The following is a 22,346-nucleotide window of genomic DNA, read 5'->3' as shown; positions in this document are numbered from 1 at the left end:
AGCCTTGTAGCGCCGGGCCATGCCCGGCGAGCATAGCGGCGCGCCCTACGTGAAAAGGCCGGCTTTCGCCGGCCTTTTCGATCAGGTCATATCGACCAGATTGTTGATCTTCACATCCGGATCGACGTCGGCCTCGTAGTCGACGCCTTCAACGCCGAAACCGAACAGGCGCAGGAAGTCCGCCTTGTAGCCGGCCAGGTCGCTGATCTCGTACAGGTTCTCGTTGGTCACCTGCGGCCACAGCGCAACCACCTTGCCCTGCACGTCTGCCGCCATTTCCTTGTAGTCGGCACGCAGGCGGCCTTCTTCATCGACCAGCGCGACGGTGTGGCCATCGCCATCGACCAGATCGTGGCGCAGGCGGTCGATCGCCACGCCGTCGGCCTTGCCGCCGTAGAGGATGTCGTAGAGCACGTCCAGCTGCTCGATGCAGCCTTCGTGGGTGCCCTTTTCCTTCATCACCTTGAACAGCAGCGACAGGTACAGCGGCATCGTCGGAATGGCCGAGCTCGCCTGGGTGACCACGGCCTTGAGCACCGACACGCGGGCATCACCGCCGATCTTCGCCAGCTTCTCGCGCAGGCCCAGCACCTTGGTGTCGAGATCCTTCTTGGCAGCGCCGATCGAGCCATTCCAGTAGATGGCCTGGGTGATTTCTTCGCCAACGTAGGTGAAGGCGGTGGTGGTGCAGCCATTGGCCAGCACGCCGGCATCGGCCAGCGCGTCGATCCACATCTGCCAGTCTTCACCGCCCATCACTGCGACGGTCCCTGCGATTTCCTCGGGTGTCGCCGGCTGCAAAGTGGTCTCGGTGATCACTTCCTTGTCGGTATCCAGGCCACGCAGCGTGATCGGCTCACCGATCGGCTTCAGCGTGGAACTGATCACTTCACCGGTTTTGGGGTGCTTGCGGCGCGGCGCAGCCAGGCTGTAGACGACCTGGTCGACCTGGCCGAGATCGGCCTTGATCATCTCGATGGTGCGCGCCTTCACTTCATCCGAGAACGCATCACCATTGATGCTCTTGGCATACAGGCCCGCCTCATCGGCATAGCGGTGGAAGGCCGCCGAGTTGTACCAGCCCGCCGTGCCCGGCTTGGTCTCGCTGCCGGAACGCTCGAAGAACACGCCCAGGGTCGCCGCACCGCTGCCGAACGCGGCAGTGATGCGGGCGGCCAGGCCGTAGCCGGTCGAGGCGCCGATCACCAGCACGCGCTTGGGACCGTTCTGGATCGGCGGGCGGGCGCGGATGTAGTCGATCTGCTGCTTGACGGCGGCGTCGCAGCCGGTCGGATGGGTGGTGACGCAGATGAAGCCGCGGACGCGCGGTTTGATGACCATGGATACCTCGGGTTGGCAGATGCGGCGCGCAGGGCGCTCAGCAGGAATCGGAGGGCGCGCCTGCGCGCGCGAACCGCAGGATCGTAGTGCGCGAGAGCCGAATGCACAACCGACGCTGCCGTAGGGTGGTGTTTGTTTTGCAGGGTTGCACCCTGCACCCGCTGCAGGCCGGAGCAACGTCAACGTCAAAGGCTGGCTTGCTGACGGGTGGCGGGGTGGATCCGGTTGCGGGGGACGCCGTGAATACGTCCCTGTAGGCTCGGTCGCGCCATCCATGGCGCTCACGCCCCCACAACCGGACCCACCCCGCCTTCGACAGTCTTCCGTGATCTGTCGGAAATGCTCTTGGGGTCAGATCCGTTTTCCACAGGAAAACGGATCTGACCCCGGATTCATTTCGATCAGCCGCCGGAATCTGTCGAAGGTGGGGCGGTGTCGGAGTGCGGGGTGTCAGCCGCATGGATGCGGCTGCCAAGCCCCCATGGACGGGTTCACGGCGTCCCCGCACTCCGACACCGCCCCGCCATCCCGCAGAATGCCCCGCTGTTGATGTTGCCTTTGCCTCGGCAGGTGCAGGACTGCACGCCCTGCCAACAAAAAACCCCGCTTGCGCGGGGTTCTCTGTGCGTTGCGTGCAGCGCGAACGCTTACGGACGGCGGGCCAGAGCCTCGATGTCCTTGGCCTTCGGCAGCAGGTCCTGCTTGCTCACGCGCAGGAAGCCGATCGTGAGCATCGGCACCGCGACCAGGATCGACGACATGACCACGATCACCGCACCGATCATGTGCGTTTCGGCCAAGCCTTCCATCGAGCTGCCACCGTACAGGTACAGGGCCAGTGCGGACAGGAAGAACATCACCGCGGTGATCACCGTACGCGACAGCGTCTGGTTGATCGAACGGTTCAGCACTTCCATCGGCTCCACGCGCAGACTGCGGAAGTTCTCGCGGACGCGGTCGAACACCACGATGATGTCGTTGATCGCAAAGCCCATCACCGACAGCAGGCCGGCCAGCACCGTCAGGTCGAACTCGCGGCCCAGCAGGGACACGTAAGCCACCGTCACGATCAGGTCGAACATGGCCACGATGCTGGCGGTGACCGCGAACTTCCATTCAAAGCGGACGGCGATGTAGATCAGGAAGCCGGCCAGCATGAAGATGGTGGCGTACAGGCCGTTCATCGCCAGATCCTTGCCGATCTGCGGGCCGACGAACTCATTGCGCAGCACCGTCGCCTGGTTGTCGGCCGAGGACAGCGCCTTGACCACGGCCGCCGCGGTGGCCTTGTCCTCGGCGGCGGAATCGCCGGTACCCGGGGCATGCTCACCGTGCGGCGCCAGGCGGATCAGCAGGTCGGTACTGCCACCGACGCTCTGCACCTGGGCGCCGTCGAAGCCGCTCTGCTCGAGCTTGGTGCGGACCTGCTCGACGTCCACCGGGCGCTCGAAGCGGGCCTCGATCAGGGTGCCACCGGTGAAGTCCAGGGCATAGTTGAAGCCCTTGAAGCCGATGATGGCGATCGATGCCAGGAACACGATGATCGTGACGACCATGGCGACATGGCGCCACCGCATGAAATCGATCTTGGTGTCGTTCGGGAGGATGTGCAGCGGAAACAGTTTCATGTGCGTGTCGTCCCGTCAGATGGCCACGTTCTGGAGCTTCTTGCGGCGGCCGTAGATCAGCGTCGCCAGCGCACGCGACACGGTGATCGCGGTGAACATGGAGGCGAAAATACCGATGATCATGGTCAGCGCGAAGCCCTTCAGCGGACCGGTACCGAATGCGAACAGTGCCACGCCGACGATCAGGCCGGTCAGGTTGGCGTCGAGGATGGTGCCGGAAGCGCGCTCGTAACCGGTCACGATCGCGGTCTTGCCCGGAACACCGGCCCGCAGCTCTTCACGGATACGCTCGTTGATCAGCACGTTGGCGTCGACCGACAGGCCGACCGACAGCGCCAGGCCGGCGAAGCCCGGCAGGGTCATGGTCGCGCCGAACAACGACATCACCGCCACCACGATCAGCAGGTTGAACAGCATCGCCACCGACGTGATGATGCCGAACATGCGGTAGTAGATGCTGAAGAACACCAGGGTGAACAGGAAGGCGAAGACCACGGCGCGCATGCCGTTCTTGACGTTCTCGGCACCCAGGCTCGGGCCGACCACGCGCTCTTCGACGAAGTCCATCGGCGCGGCCAGCGAGCCGGACTTCAGCAGCTTGGCCAGATCTTCGGCTTCCTTCTTCTGCAGGCCGGTGGTCTGGAAGTTCTTGCCGAACACGCCATTGATGTTGGCCACCGAGATCACTTCCTCGTTGACCTTGAAGCCGCGCACTTCCTGGCCGTCGACCACGGTCACGGTCGGCACGCGTTCGGTGTACACCACCGCCATCGGCTTGTTCACGTTGGCGCTGGTGAAGTCGAACATGCGCTGGCCACCGACGTTGTTCAGCGTCACGCTGACCGCCGGGGCACCGCTGTTGGCGTCGGTCACCGCCTGCGCAGCCACCATCTGGTCGCCGGTGACGATCACGCGCTTGTTCAGGAGGATCGGGCCGCGGCCGTCACGCTGCTGGTAGACCTTGGCTTCCGGCGGGATGCGGCCGGCGTTGATGGCGTCCTGCGCGTTGCCCTCGACCACCGCACGGTATTCCAGGGTGGCGGTCGCACCGATCATGCGCTTGGCTTCGGCCGTGTCCTGCACGCCGGGCAGCTGCACCACGACGCGGTCGGCGCCCTGGCGCTGGATGATCGGCTCGGCCACGCCCAGCTGGTTCACGCGGTTGCGCAGGGTATTGATGTTCTGCTCGATGGCGCCGTTGGCGATCTGCGAGATCTCGGCCTCCGGCACGGTCACCGTGATGCGGCTGCCGCTGACGTCGTAACCGAGGGTCGGCTGCGCCTTGAGCAGGGCCGTGCGGGCGCGCTGCGCGGCGTCGTCACCGGCGGACGGGCTCAGGTTGGCCACGATGCTGTTGTCGGCGCGACGCTCGACCGACTGGTACGGAATGCGTGCGTCGCGCAGGGTGCTGCGCACGTCTTCGGTATAGGCATCCAGGCGCTTGTCCAGCGCAGCCTTCTGGTCCACCTGCAGCACGAAGTGCACGCCGCCCTGCAGGTCCAGGCCGAGCGTCATCGGGCGACCGCCAAGATTGGCCAGCCAGTCCGGAACGGTGGATGCCAGGTTCAGCGCGACCGTGTAGTTCTCACCCACGCTGTCGCGCAGCAGGTCGCTTGCCGCGGCCTGGGTCTTGAGGTCCGGCAGGCGGACGATCAGGCTCTCGCCTTCCTTCTCGGCGCCGAGGCTGGCGATGCCGGCCTTCTTCAGGTCAGCCACCACGCGGTCGCGGAGGGCGTCGTCGACCTGTCCGCCACGGTTGGCGGTGATCTGGACGGCCGCGTCCTTCTGGTAGATGTTGGGCAGCGCATACAGCGTACTGAGCGCAAGTACGATCAGGATGACGACGTACTTCCAGCGTGGAAATTCGAGCATTGCTTGGGTCCCGCGCGGCGCCATCCCCGGCGCCGCGGTTGTGCATCGGAAAGGGAGTGGCTTACTGGGCCGACTTCAGGGTACCGGCCGGCAGCACGTTGCCGACAGCGCCCTTCTGCACGCGGATGCGCACGTTCTCGGCCACTTCCAGGGTGACGAAGTTGTCGCCGATGTCGGTGACCACGCCGGCGATGCCACCGTTGGTCAGCACTTCGTCGCCACGCTTGATCTTCTCCAGCATGGCCTTGTGCTCCTTCTGCCGCTTCATCTGCGGGCGGATCATCAGGAAGTACATGATGGCGATCAGGATGATCGGGAACAGCAGCGTGGTCAGGCCCATGCCCTGCGGTTGGCCACCGGCGGCCTGGGCGTGGGCGGCGGGAATCAGGAAGGCAAGCAGGTTCATCTTTGGTCCTTTGGTTGGGCGGCGCTCCGGCCCTTTCACGGGCGCGGGGTGTCGACCGCGGATCTGGGTCAGCCTTGAAGTATGCCATGGCCCCGGACGTTCGTCCCCGGGCCGTTCGACAGGGGGGCGCCGGGTTACAGCGGCGGCGGAACCGCTCCGCGTGCCGCATAGAAGGACTCGCGGAAGGCCTGGAAGGTTCCCGCCTCGATCGCCGCCCGGATGTCGGCCATCAGCTTCTCGTAGTAGAACAGGTTGTGCAGGGTGCCCAGCATCGGCGCCAGCATCTCGTTGCAGCGGTCCAGGTGGCGCAGGTAGGAGCGGGTGTAGCCGCCGGTACAGGCCACGCAGCCGCAGCCCGGTTCGATCGGGTCCATGTCCCGCGCATACTGCGAATTGCGGATGCGGACGGTACCGAACGAGGTGAAGTAATGACCGTTGCGCGCGTTGCGGGTCGGCATCACGCAGTCGAACATGTCCACGCCGCGTGCGACACCCTCGACCAGGTCTTCCGGCCGGCCCACGCCCATCAGGTAGCGCGGGCGGTCGCCCGGCAGCTCCGGATCCAGGTGGTCGAGCATGGCGTTGCGCTCATGCTCCGGCTCGCCCACGGCCAGGCCACCGATGGCATAGCCATCGAAGCCGATCGCCTGCAGGGCCTCGGCCGAGCGGCTGCGCAGGTCGGTATGCACCCCACCCTGGACGATCCCGAACAGGGCCGCATCGTTGCCGAGCTCGTCATGCGCGTTGCGGCTGCGCTGGGCCCAGCGCAGGCTCAGCTCCATCGACCGGCGGGCGACGTCCTCGGTGGCCGGGTACGGGGTGCACTCGTCGAAGATCATCACCACGTCCGAATCGAGCACCTTCTGGATCTTCATGCTCTCTTCCGGGCCGAGGAACACCCGGGCCCCGTCGGTCGGCGAAGCGAAGGTCACGCCCTGTTCGGTGATCTTGCGGCGGTGGGCCAGCGAGAACACCTGGAAACCGCCGGAATCGGTCAGGATCGGGCCGTCCCAGCGGCAGAAGCCATGCAGTCCGCCGTGGTCGGCGATGATGTCCAGGCCCGGACGCAGGTACAGATGGAAGGTGTTGCCAAGGATGATCTCGGCACCCAGCGCGCGCACCTGGTCCGGCAGGATGCCCTTGACCGAGCCATAGGTTCCCACGGGCATGAAAGCCGGCGTTTCCACCGTGCCGCGCGGGAAGGTCAGGCGGCCGCGACGGGCACGGCCGTCGCGGGTCTTGAGCTGGAACTGCAGTCGGGACATGGAGCGGTCGTTCAGGCAAATAGTTGCCTATTGTCTCCCAAGAAGGCGTGCGCACCAAGGTGCGCACCCACAAGGGTCCCTGCCCTCCCGGCGCGCCCTACCCTGCCTGCGGGAACAGCAGCATCGCGTCGCCGTAACTGAAGAAGCGATAGCGCTGCTGGATCGCGTGCTGATAGGCCTCGAACACCCTCTCCTTGCCGGCAAAGGCCGAAATCATCATCAACAGGGTGCTTTCCGGCAGATGGAAATTGGTCACCATCGCGTCAACGCTGCGGATCCGATAGCCCGGGGTGATGAAGATCTGCGTCTCGCCGGCGAACGGCAACAGCTCGCCGTCACGCATCGCACTTTCCAGCGCGCGCACCACGGTGGTGCCGACACCGATCACGCGCCCGCCCGCAGCGCGGGTCCGACGCACCTGCTGCACCAGCTCGGCGCCCACGTTCAGCCACTCGCGGTGCATCACGTGGTCCTTCAGGTCATCGGCTCGCACCGGCTGGAAGGTGCCTGCCCCCACGTGCAGGGTGACGTGGCCGAACTCCACGCCCTTGTCCTTCAGCGCGGCCAACAGCGGTTCATCGAAATGCAGGCCGGCGGTCGGTGCCGCCACCGCTCCCACCTCCCGCGCGAACACGGTCTGGTAGCGCTCGCGGTCGTCCACGCCCGGCTCGCGCTGGATGTAGGGGGGCAGCGGCAGGCGTCCGGCGTGCAGCAGCCACTGCTCCAGTGACTCGGGCACATGGAACTGCAGCACATAGAACTCGCCGTCGCGGCCCAGCACTTCGGCTTCGCCACCGGCATCGAGCGCGATGCGGCTGCCGGCCTTGGGCGACTTGCTGGCGCCGACCTGGGCACGCGCCTGCTGGCCGCCGAGCAGGCGCTCGATCAGGATCTCGACCCGCCCACCGCTGGCCTTCTGACCGAACAGGCGCGCCGGGATCACGCGCGTATCGTTGAATACCAGCAGGTCACCCGGCTGCAGCAGCGAGGGCAGATCACGCACCTGCAGGTCGGTGAAGGCGGCAGGGGCCGGAGGCACCAGCAGCAGGCGGCTGGCGGAACGTTCAGCCAGCGGCGCCTGCGCGATCAGTTCAGCCGGCAGGTCGTAGTGGAAATCGGACTTCTTCAAGGCAGTGGGCGGCAACAGGTCGACAATGGCGCGCATTGTACGGCCAGCGTCTGCGAGCCGGCGTGGTCCGCGGCGAACGTCGCGCAAAATGCTGCTATGCAACAGGTTTCTGCGGGGTTATCGCGCAAAAAAACAAGTGCTAGCATCGAGATGGAAGTCCGCTGCACGAGGCCGCCCAGCGCGCGTGATGACGCGCGTTTTGCTTTTTGATGGCCCGTGCGCCCCATTGTTTCAGGAGATCTGCAATGAGCTTCATCGAACGCCTCGCCCCCCTGCGCAGCCAGCCCGGCACCCGCCTCACCACCGGCCTGGACGACGCCACCCTGACCACCCTGTCCGTCCGCCATCCGCAGCTGGTGGCCGCGGTCGAGGCCGCCGCCGCGGAGTTCGCCCGTGTGCAGGGCGAACTGGGGCCGTTGCTGGCGCAGGACGAACAGGCGCAGATCAATGCCATGCAGGACGGGTTCGTCAATTTCTACGCCGACGACGCCGTTACGCCCTATGTGGCGCTGGCCGCGCGCGGCCCGTGGGTGGTCACCCTCAAGGGGGCGGTGCTGTATGACGCTGGCGGCTACGGCATGCTCGGCTTCGGTCATACCCCCGACACGGTGCTGGAGGCGATGGCCCGACCGCAGGTGATGGCCAACATCATGACCCCCAGCCTGTCACAGCAGCGCTTCATCACCGCCCTTCGCGCCGAGATCGGCCACCGTCGTGGCGGCTGCCCGTTCGCCCGTTTCATGTGCCTGAACTCCGGCTCGGAAGCGGTCGGGCTGGCCGCACGCATCGCCGACGTCAACGCCAAGCTGCAGACCGACCCGGGTGCGCGCCACGCCGGCGCCGCGATCAAGCGCGTGGTGGTCAAGGGCAGCTTCCATGGCCGCACCGACCGGCCGGCGCTGTACTCCGATTCCAGCCGCAAGAGCTACATGCAGCATCTGGCCAGCTACCGTGGCGAGGATTCGGTGATCACCGTGGCGCCGTACGACGAAGCCGGCCTGCGCGCGGTGTTCGAGGACGCCGCCCGCAACAAGTGGTTCATCGAGGCGGTGTTCCTGGAGCCGGTCATGGGCGAAGGCGATCCGGGCCGCTCGGTACCGCCGTCGTTCTATGCCCTGGCCCGCGAATTGACCCGCGCGCACGGCAGCCTGCTGCTGCTCGATTCGATCCAGGCCGGCCTGCGCGCGCACGGCGTGCTGTCGGTGGTTGACTACCCGGGCTTCGAAGGCCTGGATCCGCCGGACATGGAAACCTACTCGAAGGCCCTGAACGCGGCCCAGTACCCGCTGTCGGTGCTGGCGGTGACCGAGCATGCCGCACAGCTGTACCGCAAGGGCATCTACGGCAACACCATGACCAGCAACCCGCGTGCGCTGGACGTGGCCTGCGCGACGCTGGCACAGCTGACCCCGCAGGTGCGCGCCAACATCGCCGAGCGCGGCGCCGAAGCCGTGCGCAAGCTGGAACAGCTCAAGGGCGAGCTTGGCGGGCTGATCACCAAGGTGCAGGGTACCGGCCTGCTGTTCTCGTGCGAGCTGGCGCCGCAGTTCAAGTGCTACGGCAGTGGTTCCACCGAAGAATGGCTGCGCCGGCATGGCATCAACGTGATCCATGGCGGCGAGAACTCGCTGCGCTTCACGCCCCACTTCGGCATGGACAGCGAAGAGCTGGATCTGCTGGTGGGCATGGTCGGCCGCGCCCTGCGTGAAGGCCCGCGACGCGAGCAGGCTGCGGCGGCGTAAGCCCCCGCTTTTTGTAGAGCCGAAGGCAGCGGCAGGAGCCGCTGCCAACGTCGCTGGCGACGGCCCGAAGGGTGCCGGTCAGGACGACCGGCACAGCCCATGCTCGGCTAGGGCATTGCCGCGATCTGAACGAAGAGCAGCCGAGCATGGCTCGGCTCTACAGAAGGCCTCTCAAGGCCTCATAATCCTTGGACACCCCGTCCCTGACCGCCCTGCGGTCGGCGACGGGGCGTTTTCGTTTCCGGCCAAGAGACAGGAAGATCCATGAAATCGATCTGTGTGTACTGTGGTTCCAACGCGGGCAGCAAGCCTGCCTATACCGAACGCGCCATCGCGCTGGGCGACCGCATCGCCCGTGACGGCATGCGCCTGGTGTACGGTGGCGGCAACGTCGGCCTGATGGGAACCGTGGCCAATGCCGTGCTCGCGGCCGGCGGCGAGGTCACCGGCGTGATTCCCCGCCAGCTGGCCGACTGGGAAGTGGCCCATCGCGGCCTGACCGAGCTGGAGATCGTCGGCTCGATGCACGAACGCAAGTCGCGCATGTTCGACCTGGCCGACGGCTTCGTCGCCCTGCCCGGCGGCTTCGGCACCATGGAGGAGATCTTCGAGATGCTGACCTGGCGCCAGCTGGGCATCGGCAACAAGCCCTGTGCATTCCTGGACGTGGACGGCTTCTACGCGCCGCTGATCGGCATGATCGATCGCATGGTGGATGAGCGCTTCCTGCACCCGGACCAGCGCCAGGACCTGTGGTACGGCTCGGACATCGAGCAGATGCTGGAGTGGATGAAGAACTACCAGCCGGCACAGGCCTCCAAGTGGATCGACGAGAAGCGCCGCGCCGCCCTGCGTTGATCGTCCGCCGCGTGGCGTCTCAGGGCGCCACGTCGGCCCAGGGAGCCGGTCGCCCCAGCAGGTAGCCCTGGCCGTAATCGCAGCCCAGTTCGCGCAGTGTCTGCCGCTGGGCTTCGGTTTCGATGCCTTCGCCGATGGTTTCGATGCCCAGCGTGCGCGCCAGCGACAGCACGCCCTGTACCAGCGCGCGGGTGCTCTGCACTTCCGGTCCATGCAGGCCGGCAATGAAGCTCTGGTCGATCTTCAGCGTGCTGATCGGGAAGCGGTGCAGGTACGACAACGCCGAGAAGCCGGTGCCGAAGTCGTCCAGCTGCACCTGGATGCCGCGCTCGCGCAGTCCCTGCAGGATATGCAGCGTGTGCGGGCCGTCATCCAGCAGCGCGACCTCGGTGATCTCCAGGCGCAACCGGCGCGGATCGGCCCCGCAGGCGTCGAGCAGGCCGAACAGGCGCGCACTGAAACCGGCCGAACGGAAATGCCGCGGCGACACGTTCACCGACACATAGCCCTGCCCGCCCGCGGCCAGGCCGGCGATGACCTGTTCGTAGATCAGCCAGTCGACCTGTTCGATCAACCCGCTCTCCTCTCCCAGCTCCAGGAACGCGCCCGGCAACAGCAGGCCACGCCGTTCGTGCTGCCAGCGCAGCAGCGCTTCGTGGCCCACCACTTCCCCGTCGGACAGGCGCACGATCGGCTGGTAGAACGGCACGAAATCCCGGTTGTTGATCGCCCGCCGCAGATCGGCTTCCAGATCGAGGCTGCGCATGGCCTGCTCGCGCATGTCCTCGTCGAAGATCGCACAGCGATCATGGCCCTGCGCCTTGGCCCGGTACATGGCGGCGTCGGCATCGCGCAGCAGCTCTTCTCCGGTCCGGTAACGCGGATTCCACAGTGCGATGCCGAGGCTGCCGGACGGGAACAGCTCGCGCCCGGCGATCCACATCGACTCCTGCAATGCCAACAGCAGGCGCTGACCGAAATCCAGGGCCTGCGCCAGGCCCAGCGGGCACTGCAGCAGCACCGCGAACTCATCACCGCCCAGGCGCGCCACCACGTCGTCGGGGCCCGCCATCGACACGATGCGCTTGGCCACTTCCACCAGCATGTGATCGCCGGCGGCGTGGCCGATGCTGTCGTTGACCAGCTTGAAACGGTCCAGATCCAGGAACAGCACCGCGAACACCGGGCCGTCCTCCTGCCTGGCCAGTACCAGCGCATCCTGCAGCCGGTCCAGCAGGTGCAGGCGGTTGGGCAACCCGGTCAGCGCGTCGTGCATGGCCTGGTGGGTCAGCCGCTGCTCGGCACGCAGGCGCTCGCCGATCTGGCCCAACAGCTTTTCATTGACCTCTGCCAGTTCGCGCGTGCGTTCGTCCACGCGCTTCTCCAGCTCGGCATGCGCCGAACGCAGGCGCTGCTGGTCGCGCTGGCGGGCCAGTCCGGTGCCGATGTTCTGCGCGACGAAGGTCAGCAAGCGCTGGTCGTGGATGCTGAAGGCACGCTGCTCGCTGTAGCTCTGCACCACGATCGCGCCAACCACTTCGTCATCCCGCAGCAGCGGCACGCCCAGCCAGCACAGCGAGCGCGCGCCGGACTCGCGCACCTCGCCACTGGCGCGCAGCGAGTCGATCTGCGCGCGGGACGCCAACAGCGGCTGGCGGTTGCGCACCACGTATTCGGTCAGGCCACGACTGAACGCACGGGAGGCGCGGCTGGCGTGGCGTTCATCCACCGAGTAGACGAAATCCAGTCCATCACCCGCCTCGTTGACCAGCGCGATGTAGAAATTGCGCGCGTCGAGCAGTCGGCCGACCACGCCATGCACCTGGCCGTAGAACTGCTCCAGGCTCTCGGCGGACATCGCCATCTCTGCAATGTCGTACAGCGCGATCTGCAGCTGCTCGGCACGACGACGCTCGGCCACTTCGTCCTGCAGGCTGTGGTTGGCGCGCTGCAGCTCCTGCGTGCGCAGTTCCACCTGCTGCTCGAGCCGCACCTGGGCCTGGCGCCGGTCCATCGCGGTCTGTACGTGCTGGGCAACGAAACCCAGCAGTGCACGCTCGGCCTCGCCATAGCGGTCTGCCTGCTCGTAGCTCTGCACCACGATGGCGCCGCACACCCGGCCATCGCGCAGCATCGGCACACCCAGCCAGTCCAGGCTTTCGGGGCCGCGAAGCGGGTCATGCTCCTGCCCGACCTCGCGGGCCAACAGTTCCCGCGAAGGTCCGCTCAGGGGCCTGCCATGGTGCAGCAACGCCACCGTCAGGCTGCGCGGCATTCCACTGGCGTCGAAGCTCTGCGCCGGATCGGCGACGAAATCATCCACCTGGTCGGCGAAGTACAGGAACCTGATCTGGTCGTGCAGGTCATCGTATTCGACGATGTAACAGTTTTCCGCGTACATCAGCGTGCCCAGCACGTCGTGCACGCGGCGCAGCATCTGCCCCATCTCCAGGTCGGCACCGGCAAGATCGGCAATCTGGAACAGCGCCTGCTGCAGCCGCTCGGCCTCTTCCAGCGCCTTGATCTGTCCCGCCTGGCGGCCCCGCTGCAGGGCCAGCTCCATGGCCTGCCGCGCCAGACCCCACCACGCGGACGAAGGCGCCGCGCCCTCCACCGCCAGGTACAGGCGGGCACCGTCATGATCCCAACCGTGGCGGCCATCGCCGGCAGCCGGTGCCACGCTGTCGGCCGCGACCGGGGGTATCGGCCAGATGGCGTCACTGCGCCCCAGCTGGGGATCGTCCCAGCCGACCCGGACCACCGCCGATTCCGGCAGCAGCGCATGCAGCGCGCGCACGAGTTCCGTACTCAGCACGGCCTCGTGTGATGGCGTTTGCGCAGGTTCAGCATGCGTGGACAAATGACAATCTCTCGGCGCCGTCTGTGCGTCGCCTCCCCTGAGCCGCCGAGCATAGCGCGCCACCGGGGGGGCAATGGAAGCCCGGCAACCCCGAATCGTGCGCCCGTTCGTTATTCCTGGCGTCCGCACCCCGTTCCGAGCCATGAACCTCGCCCTGTCCGCCCCCGCACCCCGCTATGCGCCATCGTCGGCAGGCCTTAACCTGTACCGCGTGGAAGCCAGCGCCCTGCCAACCGATGAAGCCTTGATGCTCGCCTGGGCCGGCGGCGACCTGCACGCGTTCGAGAGCCTGTATGCGCGCCATCGCAAGCGCCTGTTCGGCTTCCTGCTGCGCCAGCTGCGCGATACCGCCCTGGCCGAGGAGATCTTCCAGGACGTCTGGCAACGGGTCATCAGCGCACGGTCCGGCTGGCAGCCGGATGCCGCCTTCAGCACCTGGCTGTTCCGCATCGCGCACAACCGGCTCAACGATCACTGGCGCGCCGCACGCCACCGCCCGGCGGCGCCGGCCGATGCCGAGCTGCGTCTGGCCGCGCTGGAAGACGGGCAGACCCCGGAAGCAGAGCTTTCAGAATTCGAGCAACGTCGCCGCATCCAGCGCGCGATGGAAGAACTGCCGCTGGAGCAGCGCGAAGTGCTGCAGCTGCGGCTGGATCAGGAACTGAGCCTGGAGGAGATCGGCCAGATCACCGGCGTAGGCCGGGAAACCGTGAAATCGCGGCTGCGCTATGCGATGGACAAGCTGCGTGCGGGACTGAACGCATGAACCGAGACGAACCCCTGACGCCTGAAGAGCGCGAGCTGGCGCGCCTGCTCGGCCGTCGTGTCGAACAGGCGCCTCCGGCGGCGCTGGATGCCACGATCCTGGCGGCCGCCCGTGCGGCGGTGCAGGCGCCACCGGCCGACGCGCCCGGTGCGGGCAGCGTGCGTGCACGGCGGCCGCGCCGGCACTGGCCTGCGGTGTTCGGCGTTGCTGCATCGATGGTATTCGCCATCGGCATCGCCTGGCAGCTGCGCCCGGAACCGCCCGCGGTCCCGGCGCACGATGCACAGATCACTGCGCCGCGCGTCGCCGGCGAGGTCGCTGCCGAAGTGGCCGCGCAGCCTGCCGAGGGCCCTACCCGGCCTTCCCCTGCCGAGCCGGCCATCGCAAGTGCGCCGCCGGCACCAACGGCGCCAGTCGCGGCACCCAGGCCCGCCGCACCGGCCCGATCCTCCGCACCGCAGACACCGGCACCGACGGTGGCGGCACGAGCGAAAGCGGCGGCTCAGGCCACCGAGCGCGCCGCCGCCGACACCGCAGCTCCGCCGCCGGCTGCGGAACCTCCGGCCGCTGTGGCCTATTCGGCACCGCTGCCTGCTGCGGCGCCTGCGCCGCCGTCGCTGGAAGCGCGCGACGCCGTTGCCCCCCTGTCCGGCGCGATGGAGGCCGCTCCGGCCAGCGCGGGACAGCGCGGTGACACCACGACGCTCAAGCGGGCCGCACCGCTCCGCAGCGCACCGGGCGTGATGCGTCGCGGCAGCGATGCCGCGCTCAGCGCTACGGCCGTGCAGGCCGAAGTGGCCGCCGACGCCCAGCTGCCCCGCCGGCAGTGGCTGCAGAAGATCCGCGAACGTCGCGACGAAGGCCAGCGCGACATCGCCCGTGCCAGCCTCGAGCGCTACGTGCAGCAGTATCCGGAGTCGCGGCTGCCACGCGACCTGCGTCCTCTGCTGGACGACTGAAGCATGGGGGCGGCAACCCCGTAGAATGAAGGGAATGCCCGATACCCTCGCCCAGCCCGTCAGCCACACGCTGGAAGTCAAGCACAGCCGCTTCATCGCCCATGCCGCGCCCATCGATGGCGCGGCGGCGGCGATGTCGTTCCTGCAGCGGGTGATGGTGGCCGACGCCACGCACAACTGCTGGGCCTACCGGCATGGACAGGAGTATCGCTCCAGCGATGATGGCGAGCCGGCGGGGACTGCCGGCCGGCCGATCCTGGCCGCCATCGATGGCCAGGGCTTCGACCGGGTCATGGTGGTGGTGATCCGCTGGTACGGGGGTATCAAGCTCGGCGCCGGCGGTCTGGTCCGCGCCTACGGCGGTACCGCCGCCGAGTGTCTGCGCACGGCACCGCGGCTGCCGCTGGTGGCGATGGCACGGCTGCAGCTGCTGGCCGGCTTCGAGGACCTGGGTACCCTGCATGCGGCCCTGCCCGCGTTCTCCGCCGAGAAGCAGGATGAACAGTTCGACGCTGAAGGCGTGCGCCTGCGGATCGAATTACCCGCCGACCAGGCCGACGCATTGAAAATCCGCCTGCGAGACGCCACCCGTGACCGTATCCGTATCCGAGATGACGACCAGGATGACTGACAAGGACGACGCGGCCGCCGCGACCCCGCCATTGCGCCGCCTCGGCAGCCTGCGAACGCTGTGGCCGTTCGTGCGCCGGCACAGTGGCCTGTTCGCCGCCTGGCTGCTGGCGCTGGCCGTCTCCTCGGCCGCCACCCTCAGCCTGCCTCCGGCCGTCAAGCAGATGATCGACCACGGCTTCAGCAGCGGCGGCCAGATCAACCGGGCGTTTGCCCTGCTGATGCTGGTGGCGGTAGTGCTGGCGATCGCCACCTCCGCACGCTTCTACTTCGTGTCGCTGCTCGGCGAGAAGGTAGTGGCCGACCTGCGCAGCCGTCTGTACGGGCACCTGATCCAGTTGGGTGCCGGTTTCCATGACCGCAGCCGCAGCGGCGAACTGGTCTCGCGCCTGACCGCCGACAGCGAGCTGCTGCGCAGCGTGGTGGGTTCGACCATGTCAGTCGCATTGCGCAGCAGCGTGACGGTGGTCGGCAGCCTGGCCATGCTGTTCGTGACCAGTCCGCGCCTGGCGGCGTGGTCGCTGCTCGGCATCCCGCTGGCGGTACTGCCCATCATCATCGGCGCACGCAAGCTGCGCACCGTCGCGCGCAGCAGCCAGGACCGCATCGCCGACGCCAACAGCCTGGCCAGCGAGACCCTTGGGGCCGTCCGCACGGTGCAGGCACATGCGCGCGAGCCTTACGAGCGCGGCCGCTTCGACCTGGCGCTGGGCGATGCGATCCGGGCCGCACGCCGGCGCATCGGCGCACAGTCGCTGGTCACCGCCAGTGCCATCCTGCTGATCTTCGGTGCCATTGTCGGCGTGCTGTGGCTGGGCGCCCACGATGTCATCGAGGGCCGCCTCAGTGCCGGCACCCTGGGCCAGTTCGTGCTGTATGCGCTGATCGGCGGTGGCTCGGTGGGCGCTCTGGCCGAAGTCTGGAACGAACTCCAGCGCGCTGCCGGCGGCATGGGCCGGATCGGCGAACTGCTGCAGGAGGATGTCGAGATCCGCGCGCCCGCGCATCCACGCGCGCTGCCGCAGCCGCTGCAAGGCGAGATCCAGTTCGATGACGTGGTGTTCCACTACCCGCAGCGACCGGACCAGGCCGCGCTCGACCACTTCAGCCTGCATGTGCGCCCCGGCGAGACCGTGGCCCTGGTCGGTCCCTCGGGTGCCGGCAAGAGCACGGTGCTGTCGATGCTGCTGCGCTTCCATGACCCGGCCAACGGCCGCATCTGCGTGGACGGCATCGATGTGCGCGAGGTCGATCCCGCCGACCTGCGCGCCCAGCTGGCCCTGGTGCCGCAGCAACCGACGCTGTTCGCCGCCAGCGCCCGCGACAACATCCGCTACGGCCGCCTGCAGGCCAGCGATGCCGAAGTCGAGGAAGCGGCTCGTGCCGCTGAGGCCGATGGCTTCCTGCGTGCGTTGCCGCAGGGTTATGACAGTGAGCTGGGCGAGCGCGGCGCGCGCCTGTCCGGCGGGCAGCAGCAGCGCGTGGCGATCGCCCGCGCGCTGCTGAAGGATGCGCCGATCCTGCTGCTGGACGAAGCCACCAGCGCGCTCGACGCGCAGAGCGAGTACGGTGTGCAGCAGGCGCTGGAGCGCCTGATGGCGGGCCGCACCACGCTGGTCATCGCACACCGTCTGGCAACCGTGCTCAAGGCCGACCGCATCGTGGTCATGGACCAGGGGCGCATCGTCGCCGAAGGCACGCACGCACAGTTGCTGGCTGAAGGGGGTCTGTACGCGGAGCTGGCGCGGCTGCAGTTCATCGATTGATGACGGTCGGCTAACACCTCTGGCGCCAAGCTGGCCGCGCAGAAGCAGCATCCGCTGAAGGAGGTGGACGATGTCGTTCCGTCAGTTTCCCGCAGTCGACAGCAATGGCGAGAGCCATATCATCATCGAGTTCAAGCCCGAGGCCAATGGCAGCGGACATCATTCCGAAGCCACCCCGCGCTACGAGCTCGACGACGGGCGTCATCTGGTGCGCAATGGCCGCGAGTTCAGCACCAGCGGCGGCGAACTGCGGCTGACCATCTAGCGTCGCCTGGGTCATCGCAGGGCCGCCGGGCGTAGCCCAGCCCCACCGGCAGCACCCTGGTCAGTTTTTCGCCACAGATCTTGACAGCCTGTGCTGGCAAGGCATGAGCAGTGTTATCCACATGTTTGCGCAGAATTCATCCACATCCCCTGTGGATGAATGCACTACGCCAGTACCCGTCCGATTCCGCTGGCATCCACGGCGGCCGCTGCGTCGACCAGGGCACGTGGATCACTGCCGGCGACGAAGCCGATGCGGAAATGCACTTCCCCGCCCGGCGTGCGCGAGGAATGGATGGAAGCCAGGCTGATGCCGTGCTGCTCGAAGATGTTCAGCAGCTCACGCAGTGAGCCCGGGCGATCTTCCGGCAGATGGACCGACACGGCGTTGCGCTCGGTCAGATCGGCCAGCAGGTAGCCCACCCGCTCGAAGGTACAGTTTCCCGAGGCCAGTGCAGGCGCGCCGAAGGCGGCCCGGTTCGCCACCAGCATCTGCTCACGGAATGCACCGCGCGCCATGTCGTCGCCTTGATCGACCTGGGCCTGCAGCACGCGCAGCTGGCCGACCAGGCGTTCCAGCATCGGCGCGACATGCGGATTGCCGAACTGGATGTCCTCATAGATCGCCGGATTCAGCGAGAGGATGCGCGAGATGATCGCGGTATCCAGTTCGAACGACGCCGAGCGATAGGGAAGCATCGCTTCCAGTGTCCCCAGTTGCGGCTGATATTCCCGCAGCACTCCGGCCTGGGCCAGATGCGTGGCATGCACCATCGCCTGCACCAGCGCCATCATCTGGTCATGGTGCTGTGGCGTGGCGCGCACGCACTCGGCCTGCAGCGCCACGCACAGCGCATCCAGCCAGGGCTGCCAGTGCTGCAGTCGCGCTTCGCAGACCACCATCACCCTGCCCTTCAACGTGGGGGCCTTCGGCGGCGCGGTCATCGGGTGCAGGCCGACCACTTCGGCCTGTGAGGCAAGCATCGCCTGTACCGGCGCGTCCTTGACCGAGGTGACATCGAGCCACAGGCGCCCGCGTTCACGACCCGCCGAGCGGCGCACGTATTCGGCGATCAGTTCCGGCGTATGCCGGATCGGTGCGGAGAACACCAGTACATCGGCCTCGGCCAGCAACTGCTCCGGTGTATGCGAAGCAGCATCGGCCGGATCGTGGCCGATCACCTGCAGTCGCATCTGCTGCTCGAAGAAGCGGCCCAGCCAGCGCCCGTAGGCGCCGGCACTGCCGACGATGCCGATCGTGCGCGGCGCAAAGTGCTGCACTGCCGTCATGCCACGCGTTCAGCGCGGAAGCGCGTGCCTTCGGCCAGTGCGGCGGGCGCCGCGGCAATCACGTCGAACTCCTCGAAACCATTGGCCAGCGTGGCCTCCAGGGCGGCATGGGTACCCGCGATGGCACGCGAGATCGCCTGCTGCATCGACTCTCCCCGCAGCAGGAACGACACCACCAGCGACATCAGTACGTCGCCGGTCCCGGCCACGTCCACCGGCAGCAGCGGCGAGGTCCAACGCCAGGTCTCGTCGCGTCCCACCGCCAGCGTCACCAGCTCGCCCGGCGTGCCACCCACGCTGTGCGCGATCACCCAGTGCGGACCACGCGCCAGCAGCGTACGCGCAGCGGCGATGGCGTCGGCCTCGGCCAGTGCCGGCATGCCGGTCAGACGGGCCAGCTCGAATGCATTCGGGGTGACCAGCCAGGCATGCGGCAGCAGCCGTTCGGCGAAGATCGCCTCCAGACCCGGCTCCACATAGGGGCCGGTATGGGTATCGCCGATCACCGGATCCAGGCAGTAGCGCAGCTGCGGGCACGCGGGCAGGACCTGATCGAGCCAGTCGGCGAACGCCGCACCATTGGCGGTGCTGCCGAAGTAGCCGGAGACCAGCATCCTGGCCCGCTGCGGCAAGCCACGCTCGTGGGTGCCCAGCAGCAGATCGGCGAACCAGTCGCTGGGCAGTACGCGGCCGCGGGTGGTCTCGTAGAACGGCGCGTTGCTCAGCAGCGTGGTCGGGATGTCGGCCACGCGCACACCGAGCGCGCGCATCGGCGGCATGGCGGCACTGTTGCCGGCATGGCCGTAGACAAGCTGCGACTGGACCGAAATGACATCGACCGGCGACGGCCCATCCGGCCGCTGGCGGCGACCGTGGACCAGATGGGTATCAAGGGATTCGCTCATATCCGCATTCTACGCCCAAGGGGGTTTTCGGCAGGGCTTGCAGCCCTGCACCTGCTCAATGCAACGGCAACGGCCGAAGCCAAAGCCAAAGCGGCATTCCGTGGGGTGGCGGGGCGGTGTGGGTGGTCAGGACACGCCGTAAACCCATCCATGGGGGCTCGATGGCGCCATCCATGGCGCCAACGGTCCTGACCACCCACACCGCCCCACCTTCGACAGGTTCACGCGGCTGTTGGTAACTGCGGCTGTTGTTCCGCGCGGCTGTTGGTAGGTGTCGACCTTGGTCGACACATCTGTCAGATATCGAATGAATTCATCCACGCATGGCGTGGATCTACCGTGTCAACCAAGGTCGACACCTACCAGAGCAGAGTGCTGTTCCGACAGATCGCGGAAAACCACCGAAGGCGGGGTGGGTCCGGTTGCGGGGGCGTGAGCCGCATGGATGCGGCGACCGAGCTTACATGGACGTACTTGCAGCGTCCCCCGCCAACCGGACCCACCCCGCCAATCCACGGATAGCGCGCTTCGGTTGTTGCCGTTGCCTCTGCAGGTGCAGGGCTGCAAGTCCTGCAAACCCACCCTCCCTCAGTGAGCAGCAGGCCGCGACGGCGGCAGCCATGCCGCCACGATGCCGAGCAGCGGCAGGAACGCCGTCAGGTGATAGACGTATTCGATGCTGGTCCTGTCCGCCAGCAGGCCCAGCACCGCCGCGCCCAGGCCGCCCATGCCGAACGCAAAACCGAAGAACAGGCCCGACACCATGCCGATCCGGTGCGGCATCATCTCCTGCGCATAGACCACGATGGCAGAGAAGGCAGACGACAACACGAAACCGATCAGCACCGCCAGCACCGTGGTCCACAGCAGATCCGCATGCGGCAACGCCAGTGCGAACGGCGCTACGCCCAGGATCGAGGTCCAGATGATCGGCTTGCGGCCGATGCGATCGCCCAGCGGACCGCCCAGGAAGCCACCCGCCGCCGAAGCCACCAGGAACGCGAACAGGTGCAGCTGCGCCTGCGCCACCGGAATGCCGAAATGGTGGATCAGGTAGAAGGTGAAGTAGCTGCCGATGCTGGCCATGTAGAAGTACTTGCTGAAGATCAGCACCAGCAGGATCGCCAGCACCTTGGCCACGGTGCGCGGAGGATGCCGCGACGCCACCGCCGCCACGCCGGCCGGGCGGGGTGCGCCCAGGTGCAGCGCATACCAGCGGCTCACATAGGTCAGCAGGGCGATGCCGACCAGCGCAGCACCGGCAAACCATGAGGCCGCATGCTGGCCGTACGGCACGATCACGGCGGCGGCAATCAGCGGCCCCAGCGCGGTACCGAAGTTGCCGCCGACCTGGAACACCGACTGTGCGAAGCCATGGCGGCCGCCGGACGCCAGCCGTGCGATGCGCGACGCTTCCGGGTGGAAGATCGCCGATCCGATGCCGACCAGCGCGGCGGCCATCAGGACCATCGCATAGTTCGGCGCGAAGCCGAGCAGCAGCATCCCGCACAGCGTCGAGGCCATGCCGATCGGCAACGAGTAGGGCGCTGGATGGCGGTCGGTATGCATCCCCACCAGCGGTTGGAAAATCGACGCGGTGAGCTGGTAGGTCAGCGTGATCAGGCCGATCTGGGTGAAGCTGAGATTGAAGCCGCCCTTGATGACCGGATAGATCGCCAGGATCAGCGACTGCATCATGTCGTTGACGACATGCGAGGTGGAAATGGCAGCCAATACACCGGGCGCCACCGGGCGGGAGGTCGTTGCAGGGGAAGCCAGAGTCGACATGGACGCAGTCAGATTTGGGGGCGGTTCCGCATGCTACGGTTGCCTTCCCCTCCCTTCTGCCGCGTTCGGGTCATGGCCTATCGCAAAAAGGACATTGGCGGTGACGTCGATCCGGCTGCGCCGTGGCGCGATGTGCCGCTGCATCGCCCGGTCACCTACCGGGTTACCCAGTACCCGGCCGGCGCCCATATCGCAGGCCACAAGCACCAGCGCCACCAGCTGGTCTATGCCATCTCCGGGCTGATGGTGGTGCGCTCGGAAGTCGGTCGCTGGGTCGTGCCCTCCACCCGTGCGATCTGGATGCCGGCCGGCATGGTGCACGCGGTGGACTGCATTGCCGCCGTGCACATGCGCAGCCTGTACATCGACCCGTCATTCGCCCCGCAACTGCCGGCCGAACCGTTCGCGGTACAGGTGGCACCGCTGCTGCGCGAACTGCTGCAGGCAGCCACCCTGATCAAGGGCGAGCACATCGAAGACAGCCGCGATGGCCGCGTGGTGCGCCTTCTGCTGGACGAGCTGCATCGCATGGACGTATTGCCGCTGCACCTGCCCGCGCCTACCGATCCGCGCCTGCAGCGGATCTGCCAGCACCTGCAGAAGCACCCCGGCGATGACGCCACGCTGCAGGACTGGGCGCAGGCACTGGAAGTGGATGTGAAAACCATCCAGCGCCACTTCGCCAACGAACTGGGCATGACCTTCGGCCAGTGGCGGCAGCAGGCGCGGCTGCTGGCGGCAATGGAACGGCTGGCGACCGGCGAGAAGGTCATCGATGTCGCACTGGCGATGGGCTACGACAGCCCCAGCGCGTTCACCAGCATGTTCAAGCGCCAGCTGGGGCAGACCCCGGCGGCGTTCTTCCGCTGACCCGAGG

Annotated in this window: 18 protein-coding genes; 8 read left to right on the top strand and 10 right to left on the bottom strand. The window is 67.2% G+C overall.

The window, feature by feature from the left end; all coding sequences use genetic code 11:
* Positions 1-81: 81 nt before the first annotated feature.
* The 6 genes from fabV to queA all read right to left on the bottom strand — a co-directional run bounded on the left by fabV (position 82) and on the right by queA (position 7,677).
* Positions 82-1,341 (bottom strand): enoyl-ACP reductase FabV, encoded by a 1,260-nt coding sequence (fabV, locus tag IMX13_RS09815; RefSeq protein WP_193396256.1) that lies wholly within the window; start codon positions 1,339-1,341, stop codon positions 82-84.
* A 647-nt stretch (positions 1,342-1,988) separates the two neighbouring features.
* Positions 1,989-2,969 (bottom strand): protein translocase subunit SecF, encoded by a 981-nt coding sequence (secF, locus tag IMX13_RS09810; protein ID WP_053519778.1) that lies wholly within the window; start codon positions 2,967-2,969, stop codon positions 1,989-1,991.
* A gap of 15 nt (positions 2,970-2,984) precedes the next feature.
* The gene (secD, locus tag IMX13_RS09805) at positions 2,985-4,841 is read right to left on the bottom strand and encodes a protein translocase subunit SecD (RefSeq protein WP_053519779.1); all 1,857 of its coding nucleotides are present in this window, start codon (positions 4,839-4,841) and stop codon (positions 2,985-2,987) included.
* 61 nt (positions 4,842-4,902) lie between these two features.
* On the bottom strand, positions 4,903-5,247 hold the full coding sequence (yajC, locus tag IMX13_RS09800) for a preprotein translocase subunit YajC (protein WP_053519780.1): 345 nt from the start codon (positions 5,245-5,247) through the stop codon (positions 4,903-4,905).
* A gap of 134 nt (positions 5,248-5,381) precedes the next feature.
* The gene (gene tgt, locus IMX13_RS09795; RefSeq protein WP_065181313.1) at positions 5,382-6,512 is read right to left on the bottom strand and encodes a tRNA guanosine(34) transglycosylase Tgt; all 1,131 of its coding nucleotides are present in this window, start codon (positions 6,510-6,512) and stop codon (positions 5,382-5,384) included.
* Between the two features lie 97 nt (positions 6,513-6,609).
* A complete protein-coding gene (gene queA / locus IMX13_RS09790; protein ID WP_111185614.1) occupies positions 6,610-7,677 on the bottom strand; it encodes a tRNA preQ1(34) S-adenosylmethionine ribosyltransferase-isomerase QueA in 1,068 nt (355 codons plus the stop codon).
* A 209-nt stretch (positions 7,678-7,886) separates the two neighbouring features.
* Between queA and IMX13_RS09785 the strand changes: the two genes are divergently transcribed.
* Both IMX13_RS09785 and IMX13_RS09780 read left to right on the top strand, forming a co-directional pair.
* Positions 7,887-9,383, top strand: a complete 1,497-nt coding sequence (locus IMX13_RS09785; RefSeq protein ID WP_193396255.1) for an aminotransferase class III-fold pyridoxal phosphate-dependent enzyme — start codon at positions 7,887-7,889, stop codon at positions 9,381-9,383.
* Positions 9,384-9,647: 264 nt separating this feature from the next.
* On the top strand, positions 9,648-10,241 hold the full coding sequence (locus IMX13_RS09780; RefSeq protein ID WP_053519784.1) for a TIGR00730 family Rossman fold protein: 594 nt from the start codon (positions 9,648-9,650) through the stop codon (positions 10,239-10,241).
* A gap of 19 nt (positions 10,242-10,260) precedes the next feature.
* Here the strand turns inward: IMX13_RS09780 and IMX13_RS09775 are convergent, their stop codons facing one another.
* Positions 10,261-13,101: an EAL domain-containing protein gene (locus tag IMX13_RS09775; RefSeq protein WP_193396254.1), complete on the bottom strand. Its 2,841-nt coding sequence runs from the start codon at positions 13,099-13,101 to the stop codon at positions 10,261-10,263.
* 247 nt (positions 13,102-13,348) lie between these two features.
* On the opposite strand from IMX13_RS09775, the gene IMX13_RS09770 reads away from it, so the two are divergent.
* From IMX13_RS09770 to IMX13_RS09750, 5 genes are all read left to right on the top strand, one after another.
* Positions 13,349-13,867, top strand: a complete 519-nt coding sequence (locus IMX13_RS09770) for an RNA polymerase sigma factor (RefSeq protein WP_229765872.1) — start codon at positions 13,349-13,351, stop codon at positions 13,865-13,867.
* Complete coding sequence (locus tag IMX13_RS09765) at positions 13,864-14,826, top strand: hypothetical protein (RefSeq protein ID WP_193396253.1); 963 nt, start codon at positions 13,864-13,866, stop codon at positions 14,824-14,826. The genes IMX13_RS09770 and IMX13_RS09765 overlap by 4 nt, the downstream gene beginning before the upstream one ends.
* A gap of 34 nt (positions 14,827-14,860) precedes the next feature.
* Positions 14,861-15,457, top strand: coding sequence for a YigZ family protein (locus IMX13_RS09760; protein WP_053519787.1), 597 nt, complete (start codon positions 14,861-14,863; stop codon positions 15,455-15,457).
* Complete coding sequence (locus IMX13_RS09755) at positions 15,450-17,222, top strand: ABC transporter transmembrane domain-containing protein (RefSeq protein ID WP_065181307.1); 1,773 nt, start codon at positions 15,450-15,452, stop codon at positions 17,220-17,222. Before IMX13_RS09760 ends, IMX13_RS09755 begins: the two co-directional genes overlap by 8 nt.
* A 70-nt stretch (positions 17,223-17,292) precedes the next feature.
* A complete protein-coding gene (locus tag IMX13_RS09750) occupies positions 17,293-17,487 on the top strand; it encodes a hypothetical protein (RefSeq protein WP_053519789.1) in 195 nt (64 codons plus the stop codon).
* A 164-nt stretch (positions 17,488-17,651) separates the two neighbouring features.
* Here IMX13_RS09750 and IMX13_RS09745 read toward each other — a convergent pair whose 3' ends face one another.
* The 3 genes from IMX13_RS09745 to IMX13_RS09735 form a co-directional block, all read right to left on the bottom strand.
* Positions 17,652-18,776 (bottom strand): prephenate dehydrogenase, encoded by a 1,125-nt coding sequence (locus IMX13_RS09745; protein WP_193396252.1) that lies wholly within the window; start codon positions 18,774-18,776, stop codon positions 17,652-17,654.
* Positions 18,773-19,681: a pyridoxal kinase gene (gene pdxY / locus IMX13_RS09740; protein ID WP_053519791.1), complete on the bottom strand. Its 909-nt coding sequence runs from the start codon at positions 19,679-19,681 to the stop codon at positions 18,773-18,775. Before pdxY ends, IMX13_RS09745 begins: the two co-directional genes overlap by 4 nt.
* A 588-nt stretch (positions 19,682-20,269) precedes the next feature.
* The gene (locus IMX13_RS09735) at positions 20,270-21,469 is read right to left on the bottom strand and encodes an MFS transporter (protein WP_164152967.1); all 1,200 of its coding nucleotides are present in this window, start codon (positions 21,467-21,469) and stop codon (positions 20,270-20,272) included.
* A 72-nt stretch (positions 21,470-21,541) separates the two neighbouring features.
* On the opposite strand from IMX13_RS09735, the gene IMX13_RS09730 reads away from it, so the two are divergent.
* Positions 21,542-22,339: a helix-turn-helix transcriptional regulator gene (locus IMX13_RS09730; RefSeq protein WP_193396251.1), complete on the top strand. Its 798-nt coding sequence runs from the start codon at positions 21,542-21,544 to the stop codon at positions 22,337-22,339.
* Positions 22,340-22,346: the final 7 nt, after the last annotated feature.

It is taken from the genome of Stenotrophomonas sp. B2, from assembly GCF_014947095.1.
In the GTDB taxonomy this organism is placed as follows: Bacteria; Pseudomonadota; Gammaproteobacteria; order Xanthomonadales; family Xanthomonadaceae; genus Stenotrophomonas; species Stenotrophomonas maltophilia_P.
The sequence above is the reverse complement of the archived record's forward strand: the minus strand, read 5'-3'. Positions and strand labels throughout refer to the sequence as shown.